The sequence below is a fragment of the Micromonospora sp. CNZ295 genome (assembly GCF_004217535.1).
The window spans coordinates 5,881,485-5,896,542 of record NZ_SHKZ01000001.1; the positions used below are offsets into that span (position 1 = coordinate 5,881,485).

A 15,058-nucleotide genomic window follows, 5' to 3' on the forward strand; every position below is an offset into this window, starting at 1 on the left:
CGCCGGTCAGCCCCGCACCACCAGCAGCGGGATCGCCATCTCCGCCGCGGTGTCGGCCCCGTGGTACGCGACCAGCCGGCTCGCCATCGGCGGCTCGGACCGGGTGGCCAGCACGGCGTAGGTGTCGTTGCAGACCACCACCACGTCCCCGATCCGGCCCAGGTGCTCCTCGGGCACCGGCCCGAACCAGCCGGCCGCCACCAGGTCCTCCCGCGTGCTGACCCGGGCCGCGGCGCCGAGCACCGCCGACCAGGCGGCCAGCACGTCGTCCCGGGCACCGGGCCGGACGTGCAGGTAGCGGACCCGGGGCTCGCCGGCCACCACGGCCACGCCGTCCCGCAGCCGCGGGTCGGTGTCCAGGTCGAACCGGTGCCCGGCCGGGATGTCGAGCTGCCCGTGGTCGGCGGTGACCAGCAGCGCGGCGTCCGGCGGCAGCCCGTCGACCAGGCGGCCCAGCAGCCGGTCCACGTCGGCTGCGGCGACCCGCCAGGGCACCGAGTCCACCCCGCTGAGGTGGCCGTGTCGGTCCAGGTCCGGGTGGTAGCCGGAGACGAGGGTGGGCCCGGGCCCGGCGGCCAGCGCGGCGAGCATCTCCCGGCCCAGCGCGTCGACACCGGCCGCGCCCCGGTAGTCGCCGCCCCGGTTGGCGGCGACGGTGAGCCCACTGCCGCCGAACTCGGGCCGGCTCACCACCGTCACGTGGACACCGGCCGCCCGGGCCCGCTCGAGCTGGGTGGGGACCGGCTGCCAGCGCAGCGGCTCCGGGTCGCCGGTCCACTCGATGTGGTTGAGCACCCGGTCGGTGCCGGGAACCCGCAGCGTGAACCCGAGCACGCCGTGCGCGCCCGGTGCGGTGCCGGTGCCCAGGGTCACCAGGCTGGTCGGCGTGGTGGACGGAAATCCGGCGGTGAGGGGCCGGCCGACCGTCGCGGCCAGCCCGGCCAGTGTCGGCGCGTACGGCGCGGCGGTCGGGATCTGGTGCCAGCCGAGCCCGTCGACGAGCAGCACGGCGACCCGGCGTACGCCGGCCAGCGTCGCGGTCAGGCCGAGCGGGTCGGCGGCTCCGGGCACCCCGAGGACGGCGAGCGCGGCGGGCAGGACGTCGGCGAGGCTCGCCGCCCCGTACCGGGGGGCGATCGTCGCCAGCGGGTCGTGCGGCCCGGCGGCGTCGCCCCGGTCGGGCGGTCCCGCCCCGAACGGCGGGGCGTCCGGGCCCCGGCCGGCCCCGGACCGCTGGTGCGGGCCGGTCATGCCGGCCGGCGGGCGAACAGGTGCAGCTGGGCGGCGAGGTCCCGCCAGGGGGTACGCGCGGCGAGCGCCCGCTCCAGCTCCAGCAGGGCGGCCGGCTGGCCGTCGGCGACCGCGGCGGGAAGCAGGTCGGCGAGGACGCGTACGCCGTGGATCTCCTCGACCGCGAGGCCCGCGGCGGTGAGGAGCGCGGCGGCGCCCTCGGCGTCGTAGCGCCGGCGCAGCGTGTCCCGGGGCCCGGCGCTGCCGGCGGGATCGGCGGCGAGCGCGGCGGCGACGTCCAGGTGCCCGTTCATCGCGCGGCCGAGCACGGCGGCGGCCCGCCCGGCGACCAGCACGCTCGCGGCGCCGCCCGGGCGCAGGGCCCCGACCAGCGCGGTGACCACCGGAGCGGGGTCGTCGACCACCTCCAGGACGGCGTGGCAGAGCACCAGGTCCACGCTGGCCGGTTCGACGAGCCCGGCGAGCGCGTCACCGTCGCCCTGCAGGGCGCGTACCCGGTCGGCGACCCCGGCCTCGGCGGCCCGGCGGGTCAGCGCGGCGAGCGCGTCGGGACTGGCGTCGACCACGGTGACCCGGTGCCCGGCCTGGGCCAGCGGTACGGCGAAGCCGCCGGTGCCGCCACCCACGTCGAGCACGGTGAGGTCGGTGTCGCCACGGCGGTCCAGCTCGGCGCGCAGCACCGACCAGATCACGGCGGTACGGGGGGTCAGCGGCGGCCCGGCGAGCCGGCCTGGGGTCTGCTCCACCCCGACGAGCCTAGTCACCCCGTCCAGAGCCGCCCGGGACGTGGCCCGCGGGTGGTCAGGACTCGCCGCCGGCGTTCTCCTCGTCGTTGCGCGAGCGCACCGAGTTCGCCACCGGCCCGTCGGTGACCTCGTACTCGCGAGCCTCGGTGTGGTGCGCGGGCACCCACCCGGCGTCGAGCCGGGTCCGGCGCGTGTTGGCCACTCCACCGCTGTAACCGCGATACCCCGTCATCGGTTCGTTCTCCCTCGTGACGCGCGGGCCACCCTGCCCGCGCGGGCAGGAGTCTCCCTCCGGCGGCGGCCGGAAACCGTAACGGGAATCACTTATTGATCAACGGAAATCGCGTGCGGCGGGGCGGACCGGAGGATCAATCGGGTCCAACCGGTCGGCGGTGAGATTGATCACCCCCTCGTTCCGCTGGAGGCGACCGCGAACCACCAGGGCGGCGCTGGTCCTCGCCACCCGCCGGTAGCGCTGCCACAGCCCCGGGGAACAGGTGACGTTGAGCATCCCCGTCTCGTCCTCCAGGTTGATGAAGGTCACCCCGCCCGCGGTCGCCGGGCGCTGCCGGTGGGTGACGATCCCGCCCACCCGGACCCGCCGGCCCGGCTCCACCCGGCCGAGCCGGGCGATCGGCACCGCGCCCAGCGCGTCCAGCTGGTCCCGGATGAACCGGGCCGGATGGCTCTCCGGCGACAGCCCGGTCGCCCACACGTCCGCGACGAGCCGGTCGACCGCCGCCATCCCGGGCAGGGTCGGCGCGGCGGTGCCGGTCACCGTGCCGGGCAGGCGGCCCGGCCGGTCCTGGGCCGCCGCCGCGGCGGCCCACAGCGCCTGCCGCCGGGTCAGCCCGAAGCAGGCGAAGGTGTCCGCCGTGGCGAGCGCCTCCAGCTGCGCGGCGGTGAGACCCACGCGGCGGGCCAGGTCCGGCATGTCCCGGTACGGCCCGTGCGCCGTACGCTCGGCCTCGATCCGCTCGGCCACGTCCTCGCCGAGGGTGCGCACGCTGCCCAGCCCGAGCCGGACCGCCGGGCCGCCCAGCCCCCAGGCGTGCGGCGGCTCCCCCGGCCGGCTGCCCCACCGGGTGTCCGGGGTGGACTCCAGGACGGCCTTGGCGCCGCTGGCGTTGACGTCCGGCCGGCGGACCTCCACCCCGTGCCGGCGGGCGTCGTCGACCAGGGTCTGCGGCGAGTAGAAACCCATCGGTTGGGCGTTGAGCAGCGCGGCCAGGAACGGGCCGGGGTGGTAGCGCTTGAGCCAGGAGCTGGCGTAGACCAGGTACGCGAAGCTCATCGCGTGGCTCTCCGGGAAGCCGTAGCTGGCGAACGCGGTGAGCTTGCGGTACACGTCGTCGGCCAGCTCGCCGGTGATCCCCCGCTCGGCCATGCCGGCGTAGAGGCGGTCGGCGATCTGCGCCATCCGCTCCACCGACCGCTTGGCACCCATCGCCCGGCGCAGTTGGTCGGCCTCGGCCGCGTCGAACCCGGCCAGGTCGATGGCGAGCTGCATGAGCTGCTCCTGGAACAGCGGCACGCCCAGGGTCTTCTCCAGCGCGTTGCGCATCAGCGGGTGCGCGAACGTGACCGGCTCCTGGCCGTTCTTGCGCCGGATGTACGGGTGCACCGAGCCGCCCTGGATCGGGCCGGGCCGGATCAGCGCCACCTCCACCACCAGGTCGTAGAAGCAGCGGGGCTTGAGCCGGGGCAGGGTGGCCATCTGGGCCCGGCTCTCCACCTGGAACACCCCGACCGAGTCGGCCCGGCAGAGCATGTCGTAGACCTCGGGATCGTCCAGGGTCATGTCGCCCAGGTCGAGGCTCGTCCCGATCAGGTCGTAGCCGTAGTGCAGCGCGGTGAGCATGCCGAGGCCGAGCAGGTCGAACTTGACCAGCCCGACGGCGGCGCAGTCGTCCTTGTCCCACTGGAGCACGCTGCGGCCCGGCATCCGCCCCCACTCCACCGGGCACACCTCGATCACCGGCCGATCGCAGATCACCATGCCGCCGGAGTGGATGCCCAGGTGCCTCGGGAACCCCGCCCACCTCCCCGAGCCACCAGCCACCTCGTTGGCGTACGTGACGACCTGCTCGGGGATGTCCGCCACGTCCACCTCGGCCACCGACCCCCAGCGGTCGATCTGCTTGCTCCAGGCGTCCTGCTGGCCCGGGGAGAAACCGAACGCCTTCGCCACGTCCCGCACCGCCGACCGGGGCCGGTACGAGATGACGTTGGCGACCTGGGCGGTGTGCTCCCGCCCGTACCGGGCGTAGACGTGCTGGATCACCTCCTCCCGGCGGTCGGACTCGATGTCCACGTCGATGTCCGGCGGGCCGTCCCGTTCCGGGGCGAGGAACCGCTCGAAGAGCAGCCGGTGCCGCACCGCGTCGACGTTGGTGATCCGCAGCGCGTAGCAGACCGCGGAGTTGGCCGCCGAGCCCCGGCCCTGGCAGTAGATGTCCTGCTCGCGGCAGAACGCGACGATGTCGTAGACCACCAGGAAGTAGCCGGGGAAGCCCAGCTCCTCGATCATGTTCAGCTCGTGCTCCAGCTGCGCGTACGCCTCCGGGTGCGCCTCCGGCGGCCCGTAGCGCTCCCGGGCTCCCTGCGCGGTGAGGTGACGCAGCCAGCTCATCTCGGTGTGCCCCGGCGGCACCGGGTACGCCGGCAGCGCCGGTGCGACGAGCTGCAGGTCGAAGGCGAGTTCCGCGCCGAACTCGGCGGCCCGGGCCACGGCGCCCGGATACGCGGCGAACCGGGCGGCCATCTCGGCGCCGCTGCGGAGGTGGGCGGTGCCGGCGGCGGGCAGCCAGCCGTCGATCTCGTCCAGGCTGCGCCGGGCCCGGACCGCGGCGAGCGTGGTGGCCAGCCGGCGCCGCCCGGGGGTGGCGTAGTGCACGTTGTTGGTGGCCACCGTGGGCAGCCCGGCGGCGACCGCCAGCTCGGCGAGGGCGTCGTTGCGGTCCGCGTCGACCGGGTGGCCGTGGTCGGTCAGCTCCACCGCGACCGTCTCCGCGCCGAAGAGCGCGGTCAACCGGTCCAGCTCCCGGGCCGCCGCGTCGACGCCCTCGGTGAGCAGCGCGGCCGGCACGTGCCCCTTGCGGCAGCCGGTGAGCACCAGCACGTGGTCACGCAGCTCGGCGGCCACCTCCTCCAGCTCCCCGTAGACCGGGCGGCCCTTCTCGCCGCCGCGCAGCTGGGCGCGGGAGATGGTGGCGGCCAGCCGCGCGTACCCCTCGTGGCCGTGGGCGAGCAGCAACAGGTGCCGCCCGAGCGGGTCGGGTTCGCCGTTCTGCGGGCCGGGCAGGTCGAGGGAGAGTTCCGCGCCGAAGATCGTCGGCAGGTGCAGGGCGCGGGCCGCCTCGGCGAAGCGCACGACACCGTAGAAGCCGTCGTGGTCGGTCACCGCAAGGGCGGTCAACCCCAGCCGGGCGGCCTCCTCGGCCAGCTCCTCGGGGTGGCTGGCGCCGTCGAGGAAGCTGAAGTTGGTGTGCGCGTGCAGCTCGGCGTACGGCACCGCGCCGGCCGGGCGCTCCACCTCGGGCGGCTCGTACCGCTGGCGCTTGCGGGTCCACGCCGGGGAGTCCCCGCCGTCGGCGTCCACCGCCAGGGGATCCACCACGTGCAGGTGCCGCTCGCCGCGCTTCGTACGCCGCCCGCGGGCGGGCTTGCCGGTGAGCACCCGCTCCAGCTCCGACCAGGGCAGATCCGGGTTGTGGAAGCTCACCGGACGCCTCCCACCCCGCGCCCTCGGGGGCGGTCGGGCCGGTGCGGCCGGTCGGGCCGGTTGGGCATTTCGGACGGCTCCGGGGAAGGACACGCCGACGAGCGATATTCCTGCCAGGCATGAATATGCCGGACAGCCATATCGCTCCCGGGGGCATCGGTCTCCCGGCGCCGTGACCGACCGTGACCGCCACCGGGCCGGCCCGGTCCGCGACCGTTCCGGGCGGCTCGCGGACCGATCGGGCGGGTGCCGGCGGTGACCGGCGGGGCCGCGCGCTGGTCAGTCATAGATCGCCTCCACCAGCCAGCGGCCGCCCTCGACCGCGAGCAGCAGGGCGGTGCCGTCGGCGAGGCAGACCTGGAACCGGGCCCGCCGGCGGGCCTCGGCCGGCGCCCACCAGCGCTCGTCCACCGGCCACGGGCCGGTCCAGCCGGTGATCTCCACCGCCCGGGCGGTCCCGACGGCCAGCCGGGCCGGCGCCGCGCTCACTTCCAGGCGCGCGCTGACCACGACCGGCTCGCCGGCCGCGTCGTGCACCGTGGCGGCGAGCGGTTCCGGTAGCACCACCGCCGGCGACGGCGGCGGGAGCCGACCCGGCCAGGGCGGCTCCGCCGCCCGGCCTGGGCTCCCCGACCGGCCCGGACGCCTCGACCGGGACGGCCGGCCCGACCCGCCCGGCGACCCGGACCCGTCCGGGCCGGAGCCGGGCACGCTCTGGCCGGTGGCGCCGGCGGGGCGGCCGCCGGGCCGGGTGGGCGGTGAACCGAGATGGGCCGGCAGCGGATCCGGACCGCCCGGGTCGGGGTGGGACGGCGGCGGGCCCGGGCGGGCGGGGTGGCGCTCGTCCCCCCACGGCACGAGGCGCACCTGGTCGGCCGGGGAGCGCCCGCCGCCGAGCACCGCGGTGACCACCGCCTCGGGGCCGAGGATGCCCTGCACCCGGCTCAACGCCCGGTGGGCCCGTTCCCGTTCCTCGCCGGCCTCGCCCCACAGGCCGGGTTGCAGGGCACCCTGCGCGATCACCCCGTCGGGGACCAGCCGCAACCGGATGATGCCGGCGGTCGGTCGGGGCGGCCCGGCGCCCGCCCGGCCCGGCCGGCCGCCGGAGAGCCATCCGTCGAGCTGCCACCGCACCCGGTCGGCGATGGCGGCGGCGGTGAGCAGGCCGTCGTGCCGCCAGACCCGGTGCAGCTCCTGGCCGTGCGCGGTCACCGCCTCGATGCCGAGGCGGGTGCAGGCCAGCCCGTACGCGGCGAGACGCTCGTGCAGCCGCTCGGCCAACGCGCGGGCGACGAAGGCCGCCGCGTCGACCCGGTCGAGCGGCTCGTCCTGGTCGGCGGTGACCGCCAGGTCGGCCGGGGGCTGCCGGATCGCGAGCGGGCGGTGGTCCCGCCCGGCGGCCAGCCGGTGGGCCAGCGCACCGTCGAACCCGAACCGGGCCAGCACGTCACCCGGGGGCAGCGCGGCGAAGTCGCCGAGGGTACGCACGCCGAGCCGGCGCAGCAGGTCGGCCAGCGCCGGACGGCCGAGCGCCTCGACCGGCAGGTCGGCGAGGAACCGCGGCGTCCCGCCGGGCGGTACGACCCGGCCGGTGCGGGCGGCCAGCCCGGCCGCGAACACCCCGTCGGCGATGCCGACCTGGCTCTCCACCGCGCAGGCCTGGGCGACGTGCTCGACGATCCGCTCCGCCGCCGCCTCCTCACCGCCGAAGTAGCGCCCCGGCCCGTGGGCCGCCACCGCGCAGGTCCCCGGGCGGACCACCGCCACGCCGGCCACCAGTTCCTCGACCGCGGCCACGACCGGCTCGAACGCGCGGGCGTCCCGGGCCGGATCGTGCTCGACGACGGTGAGGCGGGGGCACCGGCCCTGCGCCTCCCGCCGGCGCAGCCCGCGGCGTACCCCCTCGGCCCGGGCCTGCTCGGAGCAGGCGACCACCCGGTTGGCGTGCAGGACCACGACCGGGCCGGTGGCCGGCACCCCGTCGACGATCTCGGCGGCGATCACCGGCCAGTCCGGGCACCAGAGCACCAGCGTGCGTACCGGTGCGGCGAGCCCGTCGGCCGGCTCCGGCCGGGGCGCGGCGGTCATGTCGGAGCCACCAGGGTGAGCGCCGGCGGCGGCTCGGCGGCCGGTGGCACCGCGTGGAGCCGGCCGGCGGCCGACCGGCCGGTGGCCGAGGCGGCGGGGGGGCCGGGAACCGGGCCTGGGATGACCCGGGTCAGTGCGTCGCCGGGCAGCCAGACCGTCGCCTCCCGGGGACGGGCGGCCGCGCCCCGCCCCCGTGCCGAGACGGTGACCTCCCGGCGCCGGAGCCGGCCCCGACCGGCGCCGAGCCCGTGCCAGGCCCCCCGGGTCACCTGGAGGGTCACGTCGGCGCCGTCCCACCGCCCGTACGGGACGAGGACACTGCCCCGCTGCCGGGCCCGGGCGGCCAGCCGGTTGGCGACCGGCGCGGAGATCCCGGCCGGGACCGCGGTGACCACGACGTCCACCCCGTCGATCAGCGCGGCGACGACGGTGGCCCAGTCCGGTCCCGGTTGCGGCACCAGGGCGAGCCGGTCCAGGACGATGCCGAGCTCGGCGGCGGCGACCGCCCCGAAGGCCGGCACCCCGACCACGGCGCACCACGAGCCGGCCCGGGACGCCTCGGCGAGCAGCGCCAGGATCAGGGAGGTGGCGCCGCTGTGCCGGGGCTGGCCCGCGGCGACCGCGATCGTGCTGCCGCGCCGCAGCCCCCGGTTGGGCAGCAGGCCGGTCAGCTCGGGGGCCACCGGCAGCACCCGGTGAGCGCCCGCCGGATCCGGCGCGCTCGCCGGGCGCACCAGACCCGCCAGCGCGGCGGAACCGACCACCATGCGGCCCGCCATCGGACCTACCCCCTGTCGTGCTGCTGTGCTGATGGCTCAAAACTGCTCGAAACGGGCCAGTGGCGGCCGGCTCCGTTCCGGGGCCTGCCGGCTCGGGCCCCGGAACGGAGCCGGAGATCAGGCCGCGAGGTCGCCGAGCACCGGTTGGTGGGCCACGCCGAGCGCGGCCTCCACCACCGTCACGAACTCCTCCGCCGCTCGCAGCAGGTCGTCCGCCTCCCGGGCGGTGACGACCCGCGGGATGCCCGCCTCGGCGGCGGCGCGCTTGCTGGCGCCGACGGCGAAGAACCGGGCCCACTCGTCGAGCTCGGGGGCGACTCCGGAGAGCAGGACCCAGACGCTGGTGACCCGGTGCCGCCGGGTCGGCGCGGGGCGGGCACGCGCGGCGAGCAGCGCCGCGGCGGCGCGCAGCGCGGCCAGGTGGGCCGCGGCGTAGCGGAGGCCGTCGGGGCCGGTCCGGGCGGCCTCGGCCAGCCCCTGGCGGGCCACCGCGAGGAGTTGGGCGGGGGTGCGGTGCGGCAGCACGTGCGCCGGCACCGTCGGTGCCTGAGCCGGGTTGGTCGGCATGTCTGTCTCCTCCACGTGGCCGAGGCGCGCACCCCGCGGCGGAGACCGCCGGCGGGACCGCCGGGACGAGTGGTGCGGAGGAAGACGCACCGGTGTGGGGGCCGGCCGGGTGTGGACGCTTCCCCACACCACACCCGGCCGGCAGTACCGGCGGGTTCGTCGCCCGCCGCCCGGGGGTCGAGGGCGGCGGGCGACGCTCCTGCCTGACGGGCCCGGGCTCGCGACTGCCCGGAACCTGGTGCGGCCCGCGAAGCCGCACCGCCCGGACCGACGCCGCGAAACACCGCTCCGGGCTGTTGGAACGAGCGTACGAGGCAATCGAACACTCGTTCTAACTACTGCTGACAGTACACCCTCCCTCCGACGAAAATGCAACGTGTGACGCGCGACGGATGCGCGCACCGGGCGGCGCGCCCGGCTGAACCCGCCCGAGGCGTACCGGGAAGAATGGCGGAATGCAGCCACACCCGAACGTACGGGCGGTGCAGGAGGCGCTCGACGGCGCCGGCGCGCGGGACGGCGCCGGCGCGCCCACCGCCGTCCGCCTGCTGCCCGACGCCGTCCACACCGCCGCGGCCGCCGCCGAGGCCCTCGGCGTCGAGGTCGGACAGATCGCCAACTCCCTGGTCTTCGACGCGGACGGCGCGCCGCTGCTGGTGCTGACCTCCGGGGCGCACCGGGTGGACACCACCGGCCTCGCCGCGTCGATCGGCGTCGCCCGGCTCCGGCGGGCCACCCCGGAGTTCGTCCGCGAGCACACCGGGCAGGTCATCGGCGGGGTCGCCCCGGTCGGCCACCCCCGGCCGCTGCGCACGCTGGTGGACGTCGCCCTGGACAAGTACGACGAGATCTGGGCCGCCGGCGGCGTACCCCGCGCGGTCTTCCCCACCACCTACGCGGAGCTGCTGCGGGTGACCGGCGGCGCGCCGGCACAGGTGGCGTGAGCGAGCGGAGCGAGCGAACCATCAGGCACAGAAGCGTGGCTCGCGCCGCCGCCGAGCGCAGCGAGGGGGCGGCGTGAGCGAGGCCGATCACCGGGAGCCCGTCCCCGAGCTCGTCACCCTGCACGTGTGGCGTACCGGCCGGGCCGGGCTTCCCCGGGCGCTGGCCCGGATGGCGCGCGACCCGCGCCGGCTGCGCGCGCTGCCCGGCGTCCGCTTCGCCAAGCTGCTCGGCACCGGGACCGGCACCGGCTTCGGCCCGGGCGACGCGGACCTGACCCGGTGGGCGGCGCTGACCGTGTGGGACTCCCCCGCCGCGGCCGCCGGCTTCGACGGCTCCCCGGTCGCGCGGGCCTGGGCGCGGATCGCCCGCGCCACCGTCCGGGTCGACCTGCGCCCGCTCAGCAGCCGGGGCGCGTGGTCCGGCCGGCGACCGTTCGGTGACCCGCCCGGCGGGCCGGCCGCCGGGCCGGTGCTCGCGCTGACCCGGGCCCGGCTGCGCCCCGCGCGGGCGGTCACCTTCTGGCGGGCGGTCCCTCCGGTGGCCGCCGCGCTGCACACCGCACCGGGCCTGCTCGCCCGGTTCGGGGTCGGTGAGGCACCGCTGGGTTGGCAGGGCACGGTCAGCGTGTGGCGCAGCCCGGCGGACCTGGTCGCGTTCGCGTACCGTCACCCGGGGCACCGCGCCGCGATCATGCGGACCCCCACCGAGGGGTGGTACGCGGAGGAACTCTTCGCGCGGTTCGAGGTGCGCGACGTGGTCGGCGACCGGGCGGTACTGGGCTGGGTCGCGAACGAAGAAGGTAGGACGGCATGAGGCTGGTGCGGTGGACACCGGACGATCTCGTCCGACGGCTGGACGACGTGGTGGCCGTCTACGGCGAGGCGATGGGGTACCGCACCGACCTGCTGGAGGCACGCCGCGGCTACATCGCCACCCACGTACGCCGGCCCGGTTTCCGCGCCGTCGCCAGCCTCACCACCGAGGGCCACCTGGCCGGCTTCGGCTACGGCTACCTCGGTGCGCCCGGCCAGTGGTGGCACGACCAGGTGTGGCGGGCGCTGGACCAGGCGGCCCGCCAGCGCTGGCTGACCAACTGCTTCGAGGTGGTCGAGCTGCACGTCCGGCCGCCCGCACAGGGGCACGGCCTGGGCGCCGGCCAGTTGCGCGCCCTGTTGACCATGGCCGAGGGGACGACCACCCTGCTGTCCACGCCCGAGGCCGACGAGCAGCGGTCCCGGGCCTGGCGGCTGTACCGGCGCTTCGGCTTCGTCGACATCCTGCGCGACTTCCACTTCCCCGGCGACGAGCGCCCGTTCGGGGTGCTCGGCCGGGACCTGCCGCTGCCGCCGCCCGCCGCCCCCGGGCCGGCATGACCCGCCCCGGCTCCGCACCGCCGGGCCGCGCCGCCCGTGCCGCCTGGGCGCTGCTGGCCGTGCTGGTGCTGGCGCAGATCTGCTACCCCCTGACCACCGGACCGACCCGGGCCCGGCTCACCGTCGCGACGGTGCTGCTCGGCTGCCTGCTCTCGGTCAGCCACGCGCTGCTCAGCCGCGGCCTCCGGGCGGCGGCGACGCTGGTCGCGGTGGCCACCGGCGGGGGCTTCGCCATCGAGGCGCTCGGCGTGGCCACCGGCTTCCCGTTCGGCAGCTACGACTACTCCGGTCAGCTCGGACCGAAGCTGGCCGGGGTGCCCCTGGTCATCCCCCTCGCCTGGACCTGGATGGCCTGGCCCGCCTGGCTGGTCGCGGTCCGGCTCACCGGCGGCCGCCCGGCGGGTGGGCCGGCCGGCGCCGGGCCGGGGCGGGCGATCCGGCGGATCGCGTTGGCGACCGTCGGGCTGGCCACGTGGGACCTCTTCCTCGACCCGCAGATGGTGGCGGAGGGCCACTGGGTCTGGCGGGACGCCACCCCGGCGCTGCCCGGCCTCCCCGGCATCCCGGTCAGCAACTACCTGGGCTGGCTGCTCTTCGCCATGCTGCTGATGACCGCCCTGCGCCCCCTGGCCGGGCCGGCCGTGGCCACCACCGACCGCCGCGACCACCCGATCCTCGCGCTCTACCTCTGGACGTACGCCTCCAGCGTGCTGGCCCACGCCGTCTTCCTCGACCTGCCCGCCTCGGCGTCGTGGGGTGCGGCCGGCATGGCGGTGACCGCCGTGCCGCTGGCGGTGACGTTGCTGCGCGACCGCCGCCGCCCGGCCGACCGGCACCCCCGTCCCCGCGTCGACGTCCCGGCATGAGGAAGCGCGACGGGCGGACCGACGCGCGGTGCAGCGGGGCGCCGGCATGAGTCCGACGCTCGCGCCGCTGCTGGTGGTGGCCGCGCTGACCGCACACACCCTGGTCAACGCCGGCCGTTGGCTGCGCCGGCCGACCACGGCGCCGGCCGAGGTGGGCGAGCCGGTGGCGGTGCTGCTGCCGCTGCGCGACGAGGCCGGGCGGGTCGCGCCGTGCCTGCGCGCGCTGCTGGCCCAGCGCGGCGTGCCGGGGCTGCGGATCGTGGTGCTCGACGACGGGTCGACCGACGGCACCGCCGACGTGGTCCGCGCGGTCGCCGGGGACGACCCGCGGGTCACCCTGCTCGACGGGGCCGCCCCGCCGCCCGGCTGGCTGGGCAAGCCGTACGCGTGCTGGCAGTTGGCGACCCGCGCCGATCCGGCCGCGACCGTGCTGGCGTTCGTCGACGCCGACGTGGTCCTCGCCCCGCAGGCGGTGGCGGCGGCGGTCGGCGAGCTGCGTGCCGGCCGGCTGGCGCTGCTGTCGCCGTACCCCCGGATCGTGGTGACGACGGCGGCCGACCGGCTGGTCCAGCCGCTGCTGCAGTGGTTGTGGCTGACGTTCCTGCCGCTGCGCGCGATGGAGCGGTCGGCGCGGCCGTCGCTGGCCGCGGCCGGCGGGCAGTTCCTGGTGGTGGACCGGGCCGGCTACCTCGCCGCGGGCGGACACGCGGCGGTGGCCGACAAGGTCCTGGAGGACATCGAGCTGGCCCGGGCGGTCAAGCGGTCCGGCGGCCGGATCGCGCTGGCCGACGGCTCGCGGCTGGCCAGCTGTCGGATGTACGACGACTGGCCGCAGCTGCGCGACGGCTACTCGAAGTCGCTGTGGGCCTCGTTCGGGCACCCCGCGGCGGCGGCCGCCGTGGTGACGCTGCTGCTCCTGCTCTACACCGCTCCCCCGCTGGTCGCCGTGGCGGCGCTGGCCGGCGGCGCGCCCGGGACGGCCGCCGTCGCCGCCGGGACGTACCTGCTGGGGGTCGCCGGCCGGGCGGTCAGCGCCCGGGCCACCGGCGGCCGGTGGTGGCCCGACGCGCTGGCACACCCCGTGTCGGTCGCGGTCCTCGGTTGGCTGACCCTGCGGTCGTACCATCTGCGGAAGCGGCGGCGCCTGAGCTGGCGGGGTCGTCCGGTTCTCTAGGGGGGCGCGGCATGGCGCGGATCGTGGTCATCGGCGCCGGGGTGGGTGGCCTCGCCACCGCCGCCCGGCTGGCCACCACCGGGCACGAGGTCACCGTCTTCGAGCAGGGCGACACGGTGGGCGGCAAACTCGGCAGGTACGTGCACGAGACCCCGGCCGGCCCGTTCCACTTCGACACCGGGCCCAGCCTGCTGACCCTGCCCCAGGTGTTCCACGACCTGTTCGAGGACACCGGCGCGAAGCTCGACGAGTACCTGGACCTGGTCCCGCTCGACCCGATCGTGCGGCACGTCTTCCCGGGCGGCGGGCCCACGCTGGACTCGGGTGCCGACCCCGGCGAGTTCGCCACCCGGATCGGGGCCGCCTTCGGCGAGCGGGCCGCGGCGGACTGGCGGCGGCTGTGGCGCCGCGCCGGGCGGGTCTGGGCGGCCTCGGAACGGGACGTCCTGCGCCGCCGCGTCGACTCGCCCCGGGACCTGGCGACGCTGGCCTGGCGGCTGGGCGACCTGGCCGCGATCGGGCCGGGCCGCACCCTGCGCGGGCTGGGCCGGGCGCACCTGTCCGATCCCCGGCTGCGGATGCTGCTCGACCGGTACGCCACCTACACCGGCGCCGACCCGCGCCGGGCACCTGCCGCGCTGGTCGCCGTCCCGTACGCCGAGCTGGCCTTCGGCGGCTGGTACCTGCGCGGCGGCCTGGGCACCCTCGCGGACGCCCTGCTGACCCGCTGCCTGGACCTCGGCGTGGTGGTGCAGACCGGCGCCCGGGTCACCCGGATCGACGCGGCGGGCGGGCGGGTGCACGGCGTACGCCTCGCCGGGGCCGGCGCCCCGGTGCCCGCCGACGCGGTGGTGGCCAACGTCGACGCGCTCGCCCTCTACCGGGACCTGCTGCCGGCGCCGCGCCGGCTGGCCGCGCTGACCGACCGGAGCCTCGCCGGCTTCGTGCTGCTGCTCGGCGTACGCGGGGACTCCGGGCTGGCCCACCACAACGTCTTCTTCCCCCACGACCACGACGCCGAGTTCGACGCGGTGTTCGGGGCACCCGGACGGGGCGTCCGGGCCCGGCCGGCGCCGGACCCGACGGTCCTCGTCACCGTCGCCGCCGACGAACTGGTCCGCCCGGCCGGTCACGAGGCGTGGTTCGTGCTGGTCAACGCGGCCCGGCACGGCACCGCCGCCGGCGCCGTGGACTGGCGGCGGCCGGGCCTCGCCGAGGCGTACGCGGACCGGATCCTCGACGTGCTGGCCGCGCGCGGGGCGGACGTGCGGGACCGGCTGGTGTTCCGGGAGATCCGCACCCCGGCCGACCTGGCCGCCTCGGCGGGCGCGCCGGGCGGGGCGATCTACGGCACCGCCGGTGGCCTGCTCCGCCCGCCCAACCGGGGGCCGGCCCGCGGGCTCTGGCTGGTCGGCGGCTCCAGTCACCCCGGAGGCGGCCTGCCGATGGTCGCCCTCTCCGCGCAGATCGTCGCCGACTCCATCGGCCCCGCCTGGTGAGGAGGGGCCCCTTCGCAACGCCTCCGGCAGTGCCCGGGCCCCGCTC

Annotated in this window: 12 protein-coding genes and 2 pseudogenes; 6 read left to right on the forward strand and 8 right to left on the reverse strand. The window is 77.3% G+C overall.

Annotated features, from left to right (window positions below):
* Window positions 1-6: 6 nt before the first annotated feature.
* The 8 genes and pseudogenes from EV376_RS27335 to EV376_RS27360 form a co-directional block, all read right to left on the reverse strand.
* A complete protein-coding gene (locus EV376_RS27335) occupies window positions 7-1,251 on the reverse strand; it encodes an alkaline phosphatase family protein (RefSeq protein WP_130327898.1) in 1,245 nt (414 codons plus the stop codon).
* On the reverse strand, window positions 1,248-2,015 hold the full coding sequence (locus EV376_RS27340; RefSeq protein WP_130327900.1) for a methyltransferase domain-containing protein: 768 nt from the start codon (window positions 2,013-2,015) through the stop codon (window positions 1,248-1,250). Before EV376_RS27340 ends, EV376_RS27335 begins: the two co-directional genes overlap by 4 nt.
* 37 nt (window positions 2,016-2,052) lie before the next feature.
* Window positions 2,053-2,229: a hypothetical protein gene (locus tag EV376_RS30385; RefSeq protein WP_165438130.1), complete on the reverse strand. Its 177-nt coding sequence runs from the start codon at window positions 2,227-2,229 to the stop codon at window positions 2,053-2,055.
* A gap of 99 nt (window positions 2,230-2,328) precedes the next feature.
* Complete coding sequence (locus EV376_RS27345) at window positions 2,329-5,721, reverse strand: error-prone DNA polymerase (protein ID WP_130327902.1); 3,393 nt, start codon at window positions 5,719-5,721, stop codon at window positions 2,329-2,331.
* 279 nt (window positions 5,722-6,000) lie between these two features.
* Window positions 6,001-6,354, reverse strand: a pseudogene (locus EV376_RS31135) (DNA polymerase Y family protein); the annotation flags it as partial.
* A gap of 174 nt (window positions 6,355-6,528) precedes the next feature.
* Window positions 6,529-7,809 (reverse strand): annotated as a pseudogene (locus EV376_RS27350) (DNA polymerase Y family protein); the annotation flags it as partial.
* Complete coding sequence (locus EV376_RS27355; RefSeq protein WP_130327906.1) at window positions 7,806-8,588, reverse strand: hypothetical protein; 783 nt, start codon at window positions 8,586-8,588, stop codon at window positions 7,806-7,808. The pseudogene EV376_RS27350 and the gene EV376_RS27355, both read right to left, overlap by 4 nt.
* A 117-nt stretch (window positions 8,589-8,705) precedes the next feature.
* Window positions 8,706-9,155, reverse strand: coding sequence for an SAV_6107 family HEPN domain-containing protein (locus EV376_RS27360; protein WP_130327908.1), 450 nt, complete (start codon window positions 9,153-9,155; stop codon window positions 8,706-8,708).
* 455 nt (window positions 9,156-9,610) lie between these two features.
* Between EV376_RS27360 and EV376_RS27365 the strand changes: the two genes are divergently transcribed.
* The 6 genes from EV376_RS27365 to EV376_RS27390 all read left to right on the forward strand — a co-directional run bounded on the left by EV376_RS27365 (window position 9,611) and on the right by EV376_RS27390 (window position 15,012).
* Complete coding sequence (locus EV376_RS27365) at window positions 9,611-10,099, forward strand: YbaK/EbsC family protein (RefSeq protein WP_130327910.1); 489 nt, start codon at window positions 9,611-9,613, stop codon at window positions 10,097-10,099.
* A gap of 73 nt (window positions 10,100-10,172) precedes the next feature.
* The gene (locus tag EV376_RS27370) at window positions 10,173-10,913 is read left to right on the forward strand and encodes a monooxygenase (protein WP_130327912.1); all 741 of its coding nucleotides are present in this window, start codon (window positions 10,173-10,175) and stop codon (window positions 10,911-10,913) included.
* Window positions 10,910-11,473, forward strand: a complete 564-nt coding sequence (locus tag EV376_RS27375) for a GNAT family N-acetyltransferase (protein ID WP_130327914.1) — start codon at window positions 10,910-10,912, stop codon at window positions 11,471-11,473. The genes EV376_RS27370 and EV376_RS27375 overlap by 4 nt, the downstream gene beginning before the upstream one ends.
* Complete coding sequence (locus EV376_RS27380; protein ID WP_130327916.1) at window positions 11,470-12,339, forward strand: carotenoid biosynthesis protein; 870 nt, start codon at window positions 11,470-11,472, stop codon at window positions 12,337-12,339. Before EV376_RS27375 ends, EV376_RS27380 begins: the two co-directional genes overlap by 4 nt.
* A gap of 46 nt (window positions 12,340-12,385) precedes the next feature.
* Entirely contained in the window at window positions 12,386-13,513 is a 1,128-nt protein-coding gene (locus tag EV376_RS27385) for a glycosyltransferase family A protein (RefSeq protein ID WP_130327918.1), read from the forward strand.
* Window positions 13,514-13,524: 11 nt separating this feature from the next.
* Window positions 13,525-15,012 carry a phytoene desaturase family protein gene (locus EV376_RS27390; RefSeq protein ID WP_130327920.1) on the forward strand — a complete coding sequence of 496 codons (1,488 nt, stop codon included), beginning with the start codon at window positions 13,525-13,527 and terminating at the stop codon, window positions 15,010-15,012.
* Window positions 15,013-15,058: the final 46 nt, after the last annotated feature.